The organism is Variovorax sp. LjRoot84, from assembly GCF_964254305.1.
Lineage (GTDB): Bacteria > Pseudomonadota > Gammaproteobacteria > Burkholderiales > Burkholderiaceae_C > Variovorax.
On the sequence record NZ_CAXUTE020000001.1, the window covers coordinates 4,892,007 to 4,906,505 of the forward strand.

Genomic DNA, 14,499 nt, shown 5'->3' on the forward strand with positions numbered 1-14,499 from the left:
CGCGGTGTTTCTGGAATGGGGCGCTAGATCCGGCCTTCTTCGACGGCGTGGCAGGCCACCTGCACGCCGCGCAGCATCTGCAGCGGCGGCCGTTCGGCCTTGCAGCGCGCGTTGGCATGCGGACAGCGCGGATGGAAGGTGCAGCCGGTGGGCGGATTGAGCGGGTTCGGCACCTCGCCCTGCACCGGCGTGCGCCGCTCGCCGGCGTGCTTCATCTTCGGAATCGCCTCCAGCAGCATGCGCGTGTAGGGGTGCTGCGGGTCGCTGAAGAGCTTGGCCTTGTCCGCCACCTCGACCAGCCGGCCCAGGTACATCACGCCGACCTGGTCGGCCACGTGGCGCACCACCGCGAGGTTATGCGAGATGAAGAGGTAGGTCAGGCCGCGCTCGCGCTGCAGGTCCTTCATGATGTTGAGCACCTGGGCCTGCACGCTCACGTCCAGCGCCGAGGTGGGCTCGTCGCACACCAGGAATTCGGGCTGGGTGGCGAGCGCCCGCGCGATCGAGATGCGCTGGCGCTGGCCGCCGGAGAACTGGTGCGGGTACTTCACCATGTCCAGCGGGCTCAGGCCGACCGATTGCAGCAGCTCGCCCACGCGCGCCTTGAGCGCCGGGCCTTCCTTGAGGATCTCGTGCTCGCGCAGCGGCTCGCCGACGATGTCCTCGACGATCCAGCGCGGGTTGAGGCTCGCGTAGGGATCCTGGAAGATCATCTGGATGCGCCGGCGCAGCTTGCGCCCCTCGGCGGTCTTGAAGGCGGCATGCGCGTCCTGGCCGTCGAAGTGCATGCCGCCGCGGGTGGGCTCGTACAGGCCCACCAGCAGGCGCGCGACGGTGCTCTTGCCGCAGCCCGATTCGCCCACCAGCGCGAGCGTCTTGCCGCGCTCGATGGAGAAGCTCACGCCGTCGACGGCATTGAGCAGCACCCGCGGCTTGCGTTCGAGCACGCGGTTGAGCCAGGGCGGCGAGACGTCGAAGCTCTTGGCGAGATCGTTCGCCTGGACCAGTGCGCTCATCGGGGCGCTCATGCCGCAATCCCGTCGATCGGCGCCGCGCTGCGCGCAGCGTGCAGCCAGCAGGCAGCGCGGTTCGCGCCCGCGTTGAGCAGGTCGGGCCGCTCTTGCAGGCAGCGGTCGAAGACGCGGGGGCAACGCGGGTTGTAGGCGCATCCGCGCGGGATGGCATTGAGGCGGGGCATGGCGCCGTCGATCTGGTTGAGGCGTTCGCGGTCCATCGTCATGTCGGGGATGGCGGCCATGAGGCCCGAGGTGTAGGGATGCGCGGGCTGGTGGATCACCTCCTGCACCGGTCCTATCTCGGCCACGCGGCCGGCGTACATCACCGCCACGCGATCGCAGGTCTCGGCGATCACGCCCATGTCGTGGGTGATCAGCATGACGGCGGCGCCGCGGTCCTTGCAGATCTTCTTGAGCAACTGGATGATCTGCGCCTGGATCGACACGTCCAGCGCGGTGGTGGGCTCGTCGGCGACGATCAGCTTCGGCTCGGCCGCCAGCGCGAGCGCAATCACCACGCGCTGGCGCATGCCGCCGGAGAACTGGTGCGGATAGTGGTCGATGCGCTGCTCGGCACCCGGGATGCCGGTGTCCTGCAAGAGGCCGATGGCGCGCCGACGCGCTTCTTCCTGGCTCACGGGCAGGTGGGTGCGGATGGTCTCCGTCAATTGCCGCCCGATGGTGTAGAGCGGGTTCAGCGAGGTCAGCGGGTCCTGGAAGATGGCGCCGATCTTGCGGCCGCGGATGTGGCGCATGGCCTCGTGGCCCAGGTTGTCGATGCGCTGCCCTTCGAGGCGGATCTCGCCGCTGGCGACGCGCCCCGGCGGCTCGAGCAGACCGATGATGGCCGCGCCGGTGAGCGATTTTCCGGCGCCGGATTCGCCGACCACGCCGAGGATTTCGCCGGGTGCGATCTCGAAGGAGATGTCGTCCAGCGCGCGCAGCGTGCCGCGCCGGTGCGGGAATTCGACGACCAGATGGTTGACTTGCAGAAGGCTCATGTGCGGTGCTCCACCTTCTTCAGCGCAAGCGTGGGTTGAGGGCGTCGCGCAACCAGTCGCCCAGCAGGTTCACGCTGAGCGCGATCAGGACCAGCATCGCGCCCGGGAACACGGTGATCCACCATTCGCCCGAGAACAGGTAGTCGTTGCCGACGCGGATCAGCGTGCCCAGCGAGGGCGAAGTCGGCGGTACGCCGACGCCCAGGAAGGACAGCGTGGCCTCGGTGATGATGGCCGTGGCGACCTGGATGGTCGCCAGCACCAGCACCGGGCCCATCACGTTCGGCAGCACGTGGCGCACCATGATGCGCCAGGGGGACACGCCGGTCACGCGGGCCGCCTGCACGTATTCCTTGTTGCGCTCGACCAGCGTGGAACCGCGCACGGTGCGCGCGTACTGCACCCAGCCGGTGAGCGAGATCGAAATGATCAGGACGCCGAAGGCCACCGAGTCGTGCGCATTCGGAAACAAGGCACGGCCGACGCCGGCGATCAGCAAGGCGACCAGGATCGGCGGGAAGGACAGCATCACGTCGCACACCCGCATCAGGAAGGCGTCGAGCCAGCCGCCCCAGAAGCCGGCCAGGAGTCCGAACAGCACGCCGACGATGACCGAGAGCATCACCGACACGAGGCCGACGACCAGCGAGATGCGCGCACCGTAGATCAGCGCAGAAAGGATGTCGCGGCCCTGGTCGTCGGTGCCGAGCAGGTACTTGCGTGTGCCCTCGGACTCCCAGGCGGGCGGCAGGCGCGCATCGCCGAGCTCGAGCGCGGCCAGGTCGAAGGGGTTGTGCGGCGACACCCAGCCGGCGAACACCGAGCAGAAGATGCAGACGAAGGCGATCGCGGCGGCCAGCATCGCGACCGGCGAGCTGCGAAAGCTGTGGCCGACATCACTGTCCAGCCAGCGGGCTAAGGTTTTTTTCATCGGGTTGTGGGAGCGAATTCCGCGGGGCGCAGACTAGGCCGCCGCCGGGCCGCCCCAAGGCGGCCGAGCCTCCCCCTCGGGCGGTGGCGAAGCACACGAAGTGGCAAGCCGGGGGGCCGTCATTTTTTCAGGGCTTGATGCTCATCCACTTGAAGAACATGAAGTTGTCGGCCAGCTGGGTGAGCTCGACCTTCTTGCTCACGCCCCAGGCGAGCGACTGCTGGTGCAGCGGAAGGTGGCCAATGTCGTCCGAATGGATCTTGAAAGCCTCCTTGATCAGTTCGTTGCGCTTGGCCTTGTCGGTCTCGGACTGGATCTTCTTGGTGACCTCGTCGAGCTTCGGATTGCAGTAGGCGCCGAGGTTGAACTGCCCGGTGCCCTTGTCGTCGGGACAGGCCGTCAACGAACTCAAGGCGTTGTGGGCATCGTAGGTGGTCGGCGTCCAGCCCAGCAGGTAGAAGCTGGTGTCGCGGCGCAGGATCTTGGGGAAGTAGGTGCCCTTGGTTTCGGTGGCGAGGTTGATCTTGACGCCGATGCGCGCCAGGCTCGCAGCCACGCTCTGGCAGATCTGGCCGTCGTTCACGTAGCGGTCGTTCGGGCAGTTCATCGTGACCTCGAAGCCGTTCGGGTAGCCGGCATCGGCCAGGAGCTTCTTGGCTGCCTCTGTGTCGTAGGGCAGGCGCTTGTCCTGCTCGGCGGTCCAGCCGTTGACGCCGGGGCCGACCATCAGCCCGGTGGGACGCGAAGCGCCGCGCATCACGGTGCGCTGGATGCCATTGATGTCGATGGCCTCGTAGAAAGCCTGGCGCACGCGCTTGTCCTTGAACGGGTTCTTGCCCTTGACGCTGGAGTACTGCAACTCGTCGCGCTTCTGGTCCATACCCAGGAAGATGGTGCGCAGTTCCGGGCCCGCGATCACGCGGGCACTGGGGCTGCTGTTGATGCGCGCCACGTCCTGAACCGGCACCGGCTCCATCACGTCGACCTCGCCCGAGACCAGCGCCGCAACGCGCGTTGCGGGGTTGGCGATGGGCGTGAAGACGATCTCCTGCGCGTTGCCGTCGATCTTGCCCCAGTAGCTTGCGTTGCGAACGAAGGCGGTGCGCACGTTCGGCTGGCGCTCGCGCACGCGGAACGGGCCGGTTCCGTTGGCCTTGAACGAGGCCGTGTTCTCGATGCCCTTGCGGCGATCGACCGGGTTGGTCGCCTGGTTGGTCTCGCACCACTTCTTGCTCATGATCATGATATTGGTGATCACGTCGGGCAGGATCGGAAACGCTCCCATGGTCTCGATCTCGATGGCGGAGTCGCCCGCCTTGCGGACTTCCTTGATCTCGCTCACGTGGGCCTTCATGTCGGAGCCTTCGCCCGCGGCGCGGCGGAAGCTGAACACCACGTCGTCGGCGGTGAACGGCGTGCCGTCGTGGAACTGCACGCCCTTGCGCAGCTCGAAACGCCAGACGGTCGGCGAGCTCTGCTTCCAGGACGTGGCCAGCAAGGGCGCCAGGCTCAGATCCTTGTTGCGTCCGACCAGGGTCTCGTAGACGTTGGAAGTGACGGAGAGCTGCAACGATTCGTTGAGCGAATGCGGATCGAGCGAGAGCGCGTCGCCTTGGTTCGCGATCCGGATGGTCTGTGCGCTGGCCACCAGGCTCAAGGCGCTCAGCACGGCCGCTGCGGCCAGTTGTTTCTTCAGATTCATGAGAAGCACTCCTCGGGTTGAAGGGATCAGGACGCCGTCGAGGCGACTTTGTTCTTGGTGGATTTGCCGGCAGCGGCCAGTGGCATGCCCTGCTCGATCAGGCCGGCATGCAATGCGGCACCGAGCGGCAGGATCTCGTCGTTGAAATCGTATTTGCTGTTGTGCAGGAAAGCGCCGCCGCGGGCGTCCTGCCCGATGCGCATGTAGGCGCCCGCCTTCTTCTGCAACATGAAGGAGAAATCTTCGGCGCCCATGCTGGGCTCCATGTTGCGCTCGACGTTGTGCGCGCCCACCAGCGATTGCGCGACGTCGCCGGCGAACATCGCTTCGGGCGCCGTGTTGATGGTGGCGGGATAGATGCGTTCGAACTTCACCTGCGCCGTGGCACCGAAGCCGGAAGCGACCGCGGCGCACAGCTCCACGAGCCTTTGCTCGACCTGCGCCTGCACCCGGGCGCTGAAGGTCCGCACGGTGCCCACCAGCACGGCCTTGCCCGGCACCACGCTCATGGCGCCGAGGTCGCCGGCCTGGACGGCGCAGATGCTGATCACTGCCGCGTCGATCGGGCGCACGTTGCGCGACACGATGCTCTGCACCGCGGTGATAATGTGTGCGGACACCAGCACCGGATCGACCGTGAGATAGGCATGCGCGCCGTGGCCGCCCTTGCCGGCGATTTCGATCGTGATGCGATCGGCGGCCGCCATCATCGCGCCGCGGTTGATGCCCACCGTGCCGGCCGGCAGGCCGGGCCAGTTGTGCATCGCATAGACCGACTGCACGGGGAAACGGTCGAACAGGCCCTCTTCGATCATTGCGCGCGCGCCGGCAAAGCCCTCCTCGCCCGGCTGGAAGATCAGGATCGCGGTGCCGTCGAAGTCGCGAGTTTCGGCGAGGTAGCGCGCTGCCCCGACCAGCATGGCGGTGTGGCCGTCATGCCCGCAGCCGTGCATCAAGCCCTGCTTGGCCGACGCCCAAGCGAAGTCGTTTTCCTCCCGCATCGGCAAGGCGTCCATGTCTGCGCGAAGGCCGATCATGCGGCGGCTGGCCGTGGACCGGCCGCGGATCACGCCGACCACGCCGGTCTTCCCGATGCCGGGATGGATCTCGTCGACGCCGCAGGCCCGAAGCGCTTCCTGGACGCGGCCGGCCGTGTAGACCTCCTCGAAGCCGAGTTCGGGATGCGCATGCAGGTCGCGCCGGAAGGCGGTGATCTCCGGATAGAAGCGCGCGATGTGCGCGAACGCCCTGCCGTTCGCCTGCAGACGTGCCTCGCTCATCAGTGGCCTCCCGCGCGGCCGATGCGCAGGCGCGGATCGACCACGAAATAGAGCAGGTCGACCACCAGGTTGATGACGACGAAAATCAGCGCGATCAGACACAGGTAGGCGGCCATCACCGGAATGTCGGCGAAGGTCACGGCCTGGATGAACAGCAGCCCCATACCGGGCCACTGGAAGACGGACTCGGTGATGATCGCGAAAGCGATCAGACCGCCCAGTTGGAGGCCCGTGATGGTCATCACCGGCACCAGTGTGTTCTTGAGCGCGTGGCCGAAATGGATGACCCGATCCGACAGGCCGCGGGCGCGTGCGAACTTGATGTAGTCGGTGCGCAGCACCTCGAGCATTTCGGCGCGCACCAGCCGCATGATCAGGGTGAGCTGGAAGATGGCGAGCGTGACCGCCGGCAGCACGATGTGGTGCCAGCCGTCGACTCGCAGAAGGCCTGTGCTCCACCAGCCGATCTGCACCGTTTCTCCGCGCCCGAAGCTCGGGAACCAGCCGAGCAGCACGGCAAAGACAAGAATCAGCAGGATGCCGATCAGGAAGGTGGGCAGCGAGACGCCAAGCAGGGAGATCGTCATGAACACCTGGCTCATGAAGGTGCCGCGGCGCAGCGCCGTATAGACCCCCATCGGGATACCGATCAGCAAGGCCAGGAAGGCCGCAGCCAGCGCCAGTTCGAGCGTGGCCGGGAAGCGTTCGCCGATCAGCCGCGAGACCTTGCTGCCTTGCCGCAGGCTCAACCCGAATTCGCCTTGCGCGGCATTGACGAGGAAATGCCAGAACTGCACGAAAAAGGGCTTGTCGAGCCCGAGGCCGATACGCAGTTCACGAACCTGCTCGGGCGTTGCGTCCTGACCGAGCAGGAACACCACGGGATCGCCCACGTACTGGAAAAGGAGGAAGGCGAAGAAGGCGACCGTGATCATGACGATCACGGCCTGGATCAGGCGGCGCAGTACGAAAGCAATCATTCAGCAAAGCATGTGTTCAACGATGCTAGCAGAGCAAGGTGCGTGCCCAAGAGGTGGTTCCCCGGGTTGCACCTTGCTCGAAGCCGAGCCAAAAACGAGGCGCGACGAGGCGCCTGCAGCAAACGCTTTGCAGCGCGTCAGTTCACCTTGATGACGCGCCAGTTGAGCCGGTTGTCGGCGCGATGGATCACGTCGATGTTCTTCTTCATGGCCCAGGGAATGATCTGGTTGTGCAGCGGAATGTGGGATACGTCGTCGTTCTGCAACTGCAGCGCCTCGGTCAGCAGGCGGTCGCGCACCGGGAGATCGGTTTCCGTCTTCACGCGATCGATGATCTGGTCCATCTTCGGATTGCTGTAGCGGCCGACGTTGTAGTTGCCGTCGCCCCCGCTGCCCACGCTGCGCGTGAGCGACTGCAGGCTGTAGAGCGCATCGAAGGTGGGCACGCCCCAGCCCAGCATGTAGATGCTGGCTTCATAGCGCTGGATCATCGGGAAATAGGTCACCAGCGGCAGCGTGCGAAGCTTCGCCTTGACGCCCACGCGCGCCCACATCGCGGTCACGGCCTGGCAGATTTCCTCATCGTTGATGTAGCGGTTGTTGGGGCAGGCGAAATCGACCTCGAAGCCGTTGGGGTAGCCCGCATCGGCCAGCAGCTTCTTGGCGGCCTCCACATCGTAGGGATGGCGCTTGTGCACACCTTCGCTCCAGCCGTTGACCTGCGGCGCCACCAGCCCACCGGTGGGCTGGCTCAGGCCCCGCATCGTCACGCGATTGAGGCTCGCGCTGTCGATAGCCTGGTAGAGCGCCTTGCGGACGCGCTGGTCTTTCAGTGGATTCTTGCCCTTCACGTTGGAGCCGGGCAACTCGTCGCGGAACTGGTCCATGCCGAAGAAGATGGTGCGGTTTTCGACGCCATCGATGACCTTTAGATTGCCGCTCTGGCGCAGGCGCCCCAGATCCTGCGGGCTCGGATCCAGTACGAAGTCGATCTCGCCCGAAAGCAGCGCCGCGACACGCGTGGCCTCGGACTTGATCGGGCTGTAGATCACCTCTGTCACGTTCGTATCGTTCTTGCCCCAGTAGTTGGGGTTCTGCACAAGAACCAGGCGCTGGTCCGGCTGCCATTCCTTGACCATGTACGGGCCGGTGCCCATGGCGTTGCGGTGGGCGTAGCTCTCCTCAGGCGTCTTGATGTCCTTCGGCTCGACCGACTTGTTCTTCTCCGCCCAGGCCTTGCTCATGATGCGGAGCTCCGTCAGCTGATTCAGCAGCACGGGATTGGGGCCCTTGAGGAGGACATCGACCGTATTCGCATCGATCTTGACCACCTTGTCGATGCCCTGGGCGTAGACCGCGTAGTTGGAAGTCTTGGCCATCGCGCGGGTCAGCGAATACACCACGTCCTCGGGCGTCAGCGTCGAGCCGTCGCTGAACTTGACGCCGCTGCGCAGGGTGAAGCGCATCTGGGTCGGTGTCACGAGCTTCCAGCTGGACGCGAGTTGGGGCTCAGGTTTGAATGTCTTGCTGTTGTAGTAGACCAGCGAGTCGTAGATGGCGGCATGGACGCCATTGCCCAGTGCGTTGTTCTGAGAATGGATGTCGAGCGTCGGAATGTCGCTCGCGCTCGTCCATTTGAAAGTCTTCGCATGCAGCGCGGGCGCCGCCAACACAAAGGCCGCGAGGGCGACAGGAATCAATACGCGCTTGGAATCCATGGTTAACCATCCGTCACAAAGTGCAAAACGCGGACTATGCAACAGCCGGGCCAGCTTCGGACACGGGAGAACGCCGACCCGAGGGATATCCCTGTTCGAGAAAGCCCGAGCAATCGGGATAGGGGCCGATCCCATCAGGATGTCGTGATTCACGCGGTCAAAGAATTTCTCCAAGTCCACGTCCACCACCACACCGTGCGTCCATCGACGCCGGCGCTCCCCTTGTTGGCTTTGACGCGTTTCCACGCCGCCGCCATGTTCTGCTGTGCCAGTGCCTGCCCCAGCAGGTCCTCTGGCCCCCAGTGCGTCTGGTCATGCCCCGACGGCTGTGCTTCATCACGCCTACGTTCAGACGCGGCTTCACCGCGCCCTTACGTCGGTCGCTCCGCTTGCGCGGACTTCTGATGCATTGCACTTCCGGTCGGCATACCTCGTCACTGTCCTTCTCGTTCGGCCCTTCGCCGGGAGACCCGACTACTACGACCTCTGCTGACTTCTCGCTCCGGGCAAGCCCGTCGCCCTTTCAGGCGTGAGGCGAGATCTCCCCAGGTAAGAACGCGATCCTTCGCCGCACAGTCGCCCCATTTACGCCGCCTCGCTTTGGCCACAAGAGCTTCGCGGTATCTTGCCCGCTCGCCCTGCTCGGCAGCGCCTCGTATGAGGTTCGTGTTCCTCGACTCGCGGTTTCGCTCCCCGCTTCCTCCCCACGCTCGGTCGCCCTCGCGCAGTTGCGGTTTGCTTCGCTCGCTATGGCCAGCTCGCGGGAGGACTTGCACCTCCAAGATCGCGCCCATGCTGGGCGCACAAGAAAAAAGCCACCCGACTTGCGTCGGGTGGCCTTTAAGACTTCCCATCAAAGCTGGCTTGCGCCAGCGTCAAATCAGAAAGCGTGACGAATACCGACGTCGTAGCCGGTCGAGGTCTTCGGCAGGAAGGCCTGACCCGGGAGCAGGGTCGTGGTGGTCACGAACGACGGGCCACCCAAGGTCAAAGCTGCGCCATCCTTGTTGCGGATGCGAGCCACCGTCGCGTACAGAGCCGTGCGCTTCGACAGGTTGTGCACGTAGCCGATGGCGAACTTGTTGGCCTTCGGGTCTTCGAGCGCCGAGAACGGCACGTTCAGGTCGTACTTGACAGCAGAGTAGGCCGCGCGGATGAGGCCAGCGCCCACCGGCACGGTCACGCCGATCAGGTAACCCTTGAGGTCGATGTCGTTGCCGATGGTGCCGGTCACGAACGGCGTATCGACGTCGATTTCGTTCTTGGCGCGCGACACTTCACCGAAGAGCTTCACGACGCCGAAGTCGTACGAAGCACCGAGGTTGAAGGTCTTCACCGAGGTGGTGGTGCCAACGTAGTAGTTGTCACCGATCGTGCTGTTGCCATACGAGGTAGCGACGTCCAGCGGGCCATTGGCATAGCCGACGCGGCCGCCGACGTAACGACCAGTGCGCGAGTTGTTCAGCGCGGTCGGGGTCACGGTACCCGGATCGAACTTGTTCTGCTCGTGGAAGCCGTACTGCACCTGGCCATAGAAGCCACCGAGGTTCGGGGGCAGGAAGTAGCCGATGGTGTTGCTGGCGCGAACGTAGTTGTTGCCGCCAACGTTGGGGACGCCGGCGACCACCGGGGGAGCAGCGCCATTGAAGGTGCCGAACGCGTCGTTGGCCGTCGAGACCAGGTTGGTACCCACGCCGTTGGTGCCGAACGGATCGAACACGGTGTCGTTCCAGAAGGTCGGGGTGTAGTCGCGACCCAGGCGGACTTCACCGAAACCACCCGACAGGCTCACGGTCGAACGACGACGGAACGTCGAGATACCGGTTTGGCCGTCGTCATTGCTGATCGGGGCTTCGAGCCAGAAGCTGGCAGCCAGGCCGCCGCCGAGGTCTTCCGTACCACGGAAGCCGATACGGCTGGAGTTGTAGCCCGAGTTCGTCAGCGCGGTGCGGCTGGCCTTGATGCTATCAACGAAGAAGGGATTGGCGAGGGTCGGGAAGCCGACGTTCTCCGACTTATTCGAATAGCCGCTGATGGCAGCGTCAACCACACCGAACAGCGTGACCGACGACTGAGCCGAGGCAACACCGGCAACAGCCAGGGCAGCCAGAGCAACTAGAGATTTTTTCATTGCAAGTTTCTCCAAGGTTAAACATAGGGCTCCGGTGCGAAGGGCTCACCGTGACTGGCACATTTGTGCTCCTACCGGACCCCGGGCCAACCTCCTTTTGGGAAGTTGTCGCTATTGCACCAGAGCCGCCTCACCAGGGCAAAACAAATCGCCCGAAATCGCGGCTGGGCTCGGCGTTTCGTTGCAGCAGTGCAACAAAGCTTTAGCAGTCATCACGACACCACCATGCGAAACAAGACCTGCCCTGCATGAGCTCTATTTCGGATCGGTTCCAATCGCCCCATGAATCCTTCGCTCGACTCCGCCCTGGCCGTCGCAGACGCGGCCTTGCGTACCTTGTTCGCCAAGCCGCATGCAACGCGGGCCGCCCCGCCACCAGCGGATCCCGCGGGCGAGCTCAGCGAGGCCGAGCGCCGGGAAGCGGGCGCGTTGATGCGCGTGAATCATGTCGGGGAAGTGTGCGCCCAGGCCTTGTATACAGCGCAGGCTGCCGTTGCGCGGGATCCGGTGCTGCGGGCGCATTTCGACGCGGCAGCGCGCGAAGAAACCGACCATCTCGCCTGGACGCGACAGCGCCTCGACGAATTGGGAGCCCACCCCTCGGTGCTGAATCCCGTCTGGTATCTGGGCGCATTCGGCCTGGGCCTCATTGCCGGCCGGCTCGGCGATCCGCTGAGCCTGGGCTTCGTGGCCGAAACCGAGCGCCAGGTGGAGGCGCACCTGGACGGGCACCTCGACCGCCTGCCGGCGGGCGACACCGCATCGCGGGCCGTGATCAACCAAATGAAGCTGGACGAAGCGCGCCACGCAGCGCAGGCATGGAGCGCCGGCGCCCAGGAATTGCCGGCACCGACCAAGGCCCTGATGCGCCTGGCCTCCCGGGTGATGACGACAGTTGCCCACCGCATCTGAGCGGGCGGGCCCGGGCTGCATTCAAGTTTCGATCAGATCGAAGCTGGTCGTGATCTCGGCGGTCTTGGCCAGCATGATGGTGGCCGAGCAATAGGTGTCGTGGCTCAGCGCGATCGCGCGTTCCACGGCGGCCGCCGGGATTCCCTTGCCCGCCACCGTGAAGTGCATGTGGATCCTGGTGAAAACCTTGGGGTCCTTTTCCGCCCTCTCGCTGGTCAGCTTGACGCTGCAGCGCTCGACCTGGTGCCGCCCGCGCTTCAGGATCAGCACCACGTCGTAGGCGGTGCAGCCGCCGGTGCCGGCGAGCACGGTTTCCATCGGCCGGGCTGCGAGGTTCTGTCCGCCGTTCTCCGGCTTGGCCGCATCCGGCGCCCCGTCCATCATCAGGACGTGGCCGCTACCGGTCTCGGCAACGAAGCCCATCGCCGATCGCGCACCCGCGTTGCCGGTCCAGCTCACTGTGCATTCCATTTTTTTGCAGACTCCAGGGTCACGACGGGGCAAAAAATCACGCCGGCGTGGATTTGTGTTGGAAAAGCGTCACCCGCTTGTTGCAATGCAACAAACAACCGATATACTTTATTTCATCGCACACGAAGGCGTGTGCACCGGTTGTCTCCTCCACCCTCCCAATTGGTGGATTTAGCCCCGGGCCGCAAGGCCCGGGGCTTTTTTCTTGGGGCTGCCTGGCGCGGTGCCCGCAGGCCTATGATCGCGGCCCTATGCCCAAGCCGACAGCGCCGCTCACCCCCGCCGATTACCTGAAGAAGATCCTCACCGCCCGCGTCTACGACGTCGCGGTCGAGTCCGCGCTCGAGCCGGCGCGCGCCTTGAGCGCGCGGCTGGGCAACACGGTGCTGCTCAAGCGCGAAGACCAGCAACCCGTCTTCAGCTTCAAGCTGCGCGGCGCCTACAACAAGCTGGCGCACTTGAGCGCCGAGCAGCTCGCCAAGGGCGTGATCTGCGCATCGGCCGGCAACCATGCCCAGGGCGTGGCGCTCGGCGCCCACAAGCTGGGCACGCGGGCCGTGGTGGTGATGCCGGTGACCACGCCTCAGCTCAAGATCGATGCGGTGCGCGCGCTCGGCGGCGAAGTGCAATTGCACGGCGACAGCTATTCCGATGCCTACGTGTACGCGCTCGAACAGCAGAAGATGCACGGGCTGACCTTCGTGCACCCCTTCGACGACCCCGACGTGATCGCCGGCCAGGGCACGATCGCGATGGAGATCCTGCGCCAGCACCAGGGCCCGCTCGATGCCGTGTTCGTCGCCATCGGCGGCGGCGGGTTGATCGCGGGCGTCGCCAACTACATCAAGGCCGTGCGGCCCGAGATCAAGGTGATCGGCGTCCAGATGAACGACTCGGACGCGATGATGCAATCGGTCGCGGCCCGTCAACGCGTGACGCTCCCCGACGTCGGCCTGTTTTCCGACGGCACCGCGGTCAAGCTGGTCGGCGAAGAAACCTTCCGGGTCGCCAGCGACCTGGTGGACGAGTTCATCACGGTCGACACCGATGCCGTATGCGCCGGCATCAAGGACGTGTTCATCGACACGCGCAGCATCGTCGAGCCTGCCGGCGCGCTCGCGGTAGCCGCGATCAAGCAGTATGTCGAGGCGCACGGCACGCGTGGCGAGACCTACGCGGCCATCCTCTGCGGCGCCAACATGAACTTCGACCGGCTGCGCTTCGTGGCCGAGCGCGCCGAGGTGGGCGAGGAGCGCGAAGCGCTGTTCGCGGTGACGATTCCCGAGGAACGCGGCAGCTTCCGCCGCTTCTGCGAATTGGTCGGCCAGCTGCCGGGCGCATCGCGCAGCGTGACCGAGTTCAACTACCGCATCAGCGACGCCAGGGAGGCGCACGTGTTCGTGGGACTGACCACGACGGCGCGCGGCGAATCGAAGACGATCGCCGACACCTTCGTTGCGCACGGTTTCGGCGCGATCGACCTCACGCACGACGAGCTCGCGAAGGAGCACATCCGCCACATGGTCGGCGGCCGCACCGGCCTGGCGCACGACGAGCGGCTGCTGCGCTTCGTGTTCCCCGAACGGCCCGGCGCGCTGCTGAAGTTCCTGAACCTCATGCGGCCGACCTGGAACATCAGCCTCTTCCACTACCGCAACCAGGGTGCCGATTACGGCCGCATCCTGGTCGGGCTGCAGGTGCCGGCGGCCGACCATGCCGCGTTCGACGAGTTCCTGCGGACGCTCGGCTATCCCTTCGTGGAAGAAACCGCCAACCCGGTCTATCGATTGTTCCTGCAGGCCTGAGGCCCGGCCGGCGCCTCAGCGCGGCGGGGGCGGCGCCACCACCGGCGGCGGTGCGCCGGGCACGGCAGGCGGCGGATTCGCGGCGAGCGGTCGCACCGGCAGCTGCAGCGTGAAGGCCGGCGCCGAGTCGAGGCTCGCGCCCAGCGATGCGGCGCGCGTGCTCACGGACTGCAGCACATAGCCGTCCGCCACCTTGGCCCCGACGCGGAACGGCCGCGCCGGCTTGCCGTCGACGGCAATCAGTGCTGCGCCCTGCTGCTCGGTGTCGGCCACCACCCCCTGCAGCACGAAGCGGCTTGCCGCATCGGGCGTTGCCGCGACCACGGCCTGGCTGGGCACCGCACCCAGCATTTGCGCCACCGCTGTCGAGTCCACGGTCGCGGTCGCGCCGCTGTTCACCGCGGGCGGCGCGACCGCGTCGGACGGCGACATCAGCCGCAGCCCCCAGAACACGATGCTCGCGGCCGCAAGCGCCCAAAGGCCGGTCGTCGCAGTGGCCGAGGGCCAGCGGGCGGGTGCGTAGGGAACTGACATGGGGCCGGATTATCATTC

12 protein-coding genes are annotated in these 14,499 nt (G+C 65.5%); 2 read left to right on the forward strand and 10 right to left on the reverse strand.

Annotation, left to right across the window (positions count from 1 at the left end; translation table 11 throughout):
• Nucleotides 1-23: 23 nt before the first annotated feature.
• The 8 genes from ACSQ9I_RS24325 to ACSQ9I_RS24360 form a co-directional block, all read right to left on the reverse strand.
• Entirely contained in the window at nt 24-1,016 is a 993-nt protein-coding gene (locus ACSQ9I_RS24325; protein ID WP_436305288.1) for an ABC transporter ATP-binding protein, read from the reverse strand.
• Between the two features lie 8 nt (nt 1,017-1,024).
• A complete protein-coding gene (locus tag ACSQ9I_RS24330; protein ID WP_436314754.1) occupies nt 1,025-2,017 on the reverse strand; it encodes an ABC transporter ATP-binding protein in 993 nt (330 codons plus the stop codon).
• A 19-nt stretch (nt 2,018-2,036) separates the two neighbouring features.
• Entirely contained in the window at nt 2,037-2,948 is a 912-nt protein-coding gene (locus ACSQ9I_RS24335; RefSeq protein ID WP_093109651.1) for an ABC transporter permease, read from the reverse strand.
• Between the two features lie 127 nt (nt 2,949-3,075).
• Nucleotides 3,076-4,650 carry an ABC transporter substrate-binding protein gene (locus tag ACSQ9I_RS24340; RefSeq protein WP_436314755.1) on the reverse strand — a complete coding sequence of 525 codons (1,575 nt, stop codon included), beginning with the start codon at nt 4,648-4,650 and terminating at the stop codon, nt 3,076-3,078.
• A gap of 26 nt (nt 4,651-4,676) precedes the next feature.
• Nucleotides 4,677-5,930: a M20 aminoacylase family protein gene (locus ACSQ9I_RS24345; protein WP_436314756.1), complete on the reverse strand. Its 1,254-nt coding sequence runs from the start codon at nt 5,928-5,930 to the stop codon at nt 4,677-4,679.
• Nucleotides 5,930-6,910 (reverse strand): ABC transporter permease, encoded by a 981-nt coding sequence (locus ACSQ9I_RS24350; RefSeq protein ID WP_093109654.1) that lies wholly within the window; start codon nt 6,908-6,910, stop codon nt 5,930-5,932. Before ACSQ9I_RS24350 ends, ACSQ9I_RS24345 begins: the two co-directional genes overlap by 1 nt.
• A 137-nt stretch (nt 6,911-7,047) precedes the next feature.
• On the reverse strand, nt 7,048-8,628 hold the full coding sequence (locus tag ACSQ9I_RS24355; RefSeq protein WP_436314757.1) for an ABC transporter substrate-binding protein: 1,581 nt from the start codon (nt 8,626-8,628) through the stop codon (nt 7,048-7,050).
• A gap of 880 nt (nt 8,629-9,508) precedes the next feature.
• Entirely contained in the window at nt 9,509-10,759 is a 1,251-nt protein-coding gene (locus ACSQ9I_RS24360) for a porin (RefSeq protein WP_436305291.1), read from the reverse strand.
• A 282-nt stretch (nt 10,760-11,041) separates the two neighbouring features.
• Between ACSQ9I_RS24360 and coq7 the strand changes: the two genes are divergently transcribed.
• Nucleotides 11,042-11,671, forward strand: a complete 630-nt coding sequence (gene coq7 / locus ACSQ9I_RS24365; RefSeq protein WP_436296535.1) for a 2-polyprenyl-3-methyl-6-methoxy-1,4-benzoquinone monooxygenase — start codon at nt 11,042-11,044, stop codon at nt 11,669-11,671.
• A gap of 21 nt (nt 11,672-11,692) precedes the next feature.
• Here the strand turns inward: coq7 and ACSQ9I_RS24370 are convergent, their stop codons facing one another.
• The gene (locus tag ACSQ9I_RS24370; protein ID WP_093109658.1) at nt 11,693-12,142 is read right to left on the reverse strand and encodes an OsmC family protein; all 450 of its coding nucleotides are present in this window, start codon (nt 12,140-12,142) and stop codon (nt 11,693-11,695) included.
• A 251-nt stretch (nt 12,143-12,393) separates the two neighbouring features.
• Here ACSQ9I_RS24370 and ilvA point away from each other — a divergent pair, with 251 nt between their 5' ends.
• The gene (ilvA, locus tag ACSQ9I_RS24375) at nt 12,394-13,947 is read left to right on the forward strand and encodes a threonine ammonia-lyase, biosynthetic (protein WP_436314758.1); all 1,554 of its coding nucleotides are present in this window, start codon (nt 12,394-12,396) and stop codon (nt 13,945-13,947) included.
• Nucleotides 13,948-13,962: 15 nt separating this feature from the next.
• Here the strand turns inward: ilvA and ACSQ9I_RS24380 are convergent, their stop codons facing one another.
• Nucleotides 13,963-14,481 carry a type II secretion system protein N gene (locus ACSQ9I_RS24380; RefSeq protein ID WP_436314759.1) on the reverse strand — a complete coding sequence of 173 codons (519 nt, stop codon included), beginning with the start codon at nt 14,479-14,481 and terminating at the stop codon, nt 13,963-13,965.
• Nucleotides 14,482-14,499 lie beyond the last annotated feature (18 nt).

Coding starts and splice junctions, on each gene's coding strand:
- ACSQ9I_RS24340 (WP_436314755.1), bottom strand. CDS start 4,650: ATGAATCTGAAGAAACAACTGGCCGCAGCGGCCGTGCTGAGCGCCTTG.
- ACSQ9I_RS24355 (WP_436314757.1), bottom strand. CDS start 8,628: ATGGATTCCAAGCGCGTATTGATTCCTGTCGCCCTCGCGGCCTTTGTG.
- ilvA (WP_436314758.1), top strand. CDS start 12,394: ATGCCCAAGCCGACAGCGCCGCTCACCCCCGCCGATTACCTGAAGAAG.
- ACSQ9I_RS24370 (WP_093109658.1), bottom strand. CDS start 12,142: ATGGAATGCACAGTGAGCTGGACCGGCAACGCGGGTGCGCGATCGGCG.
- ACSQ9I_RS24325 (WP_436305288.1), bottom strand. CDS start 1,016: ATGAGCGCACTGGTCCAGGCGAACGATCTCGCCAAGAGCTTCGACGTC.
- ACSQ9I_RS24360 (WP_436305291.1), bottom strand. CDS start 10,759: ATGAAAAAATCTCTAGTTGCTCTGGCTGCCCTGGCTGTTGCCGGTGTT.
- ACSQ9I_RS24345 (WP_436314756.1), bottom strand. CDS start 5,930: ATGAGCGAGGCACGTCTGCAGGCGAACGGCAGGGCGTTCGCGCACATC.
- ACSQ9I_RS24335 (WP_093109651.1), bottom strand. CDS start 2,948: ATGAAAAAAACCTTAGCCCGCTGGCTGGACAGTGATGTCGGCCACAGC.
- coq7 (WP_436296535.1), top strand. CDS start 11,042: ATGAATCCTTCGCTCGACTCCGCCCTGGCCGTCGCAGACGCGGCCTTG.
- ACSQ9I_RS24350 (WP_093109654.1), bottom strand. CDS start 6,910: ATGATTGCTTTCGTACTGCGCCGCCTGATCCAGGCCGTGATCGTCATG.
- ACSQ9I_RS24380 (WP_436314759.1), bottom strand. CDS start 14,481: ATGTCAGTTCCCTACGCACCCGCCCGCTGGCCCTCGGCCACTGCGACG.
- ACSQ9I_RS24330 (WP_436314754.1), bottom strand. CDS start 2,017: ATGAGCCTTCTGCAAGTCAACCATCTGGTCGTCGAATTCCCGCACCGG.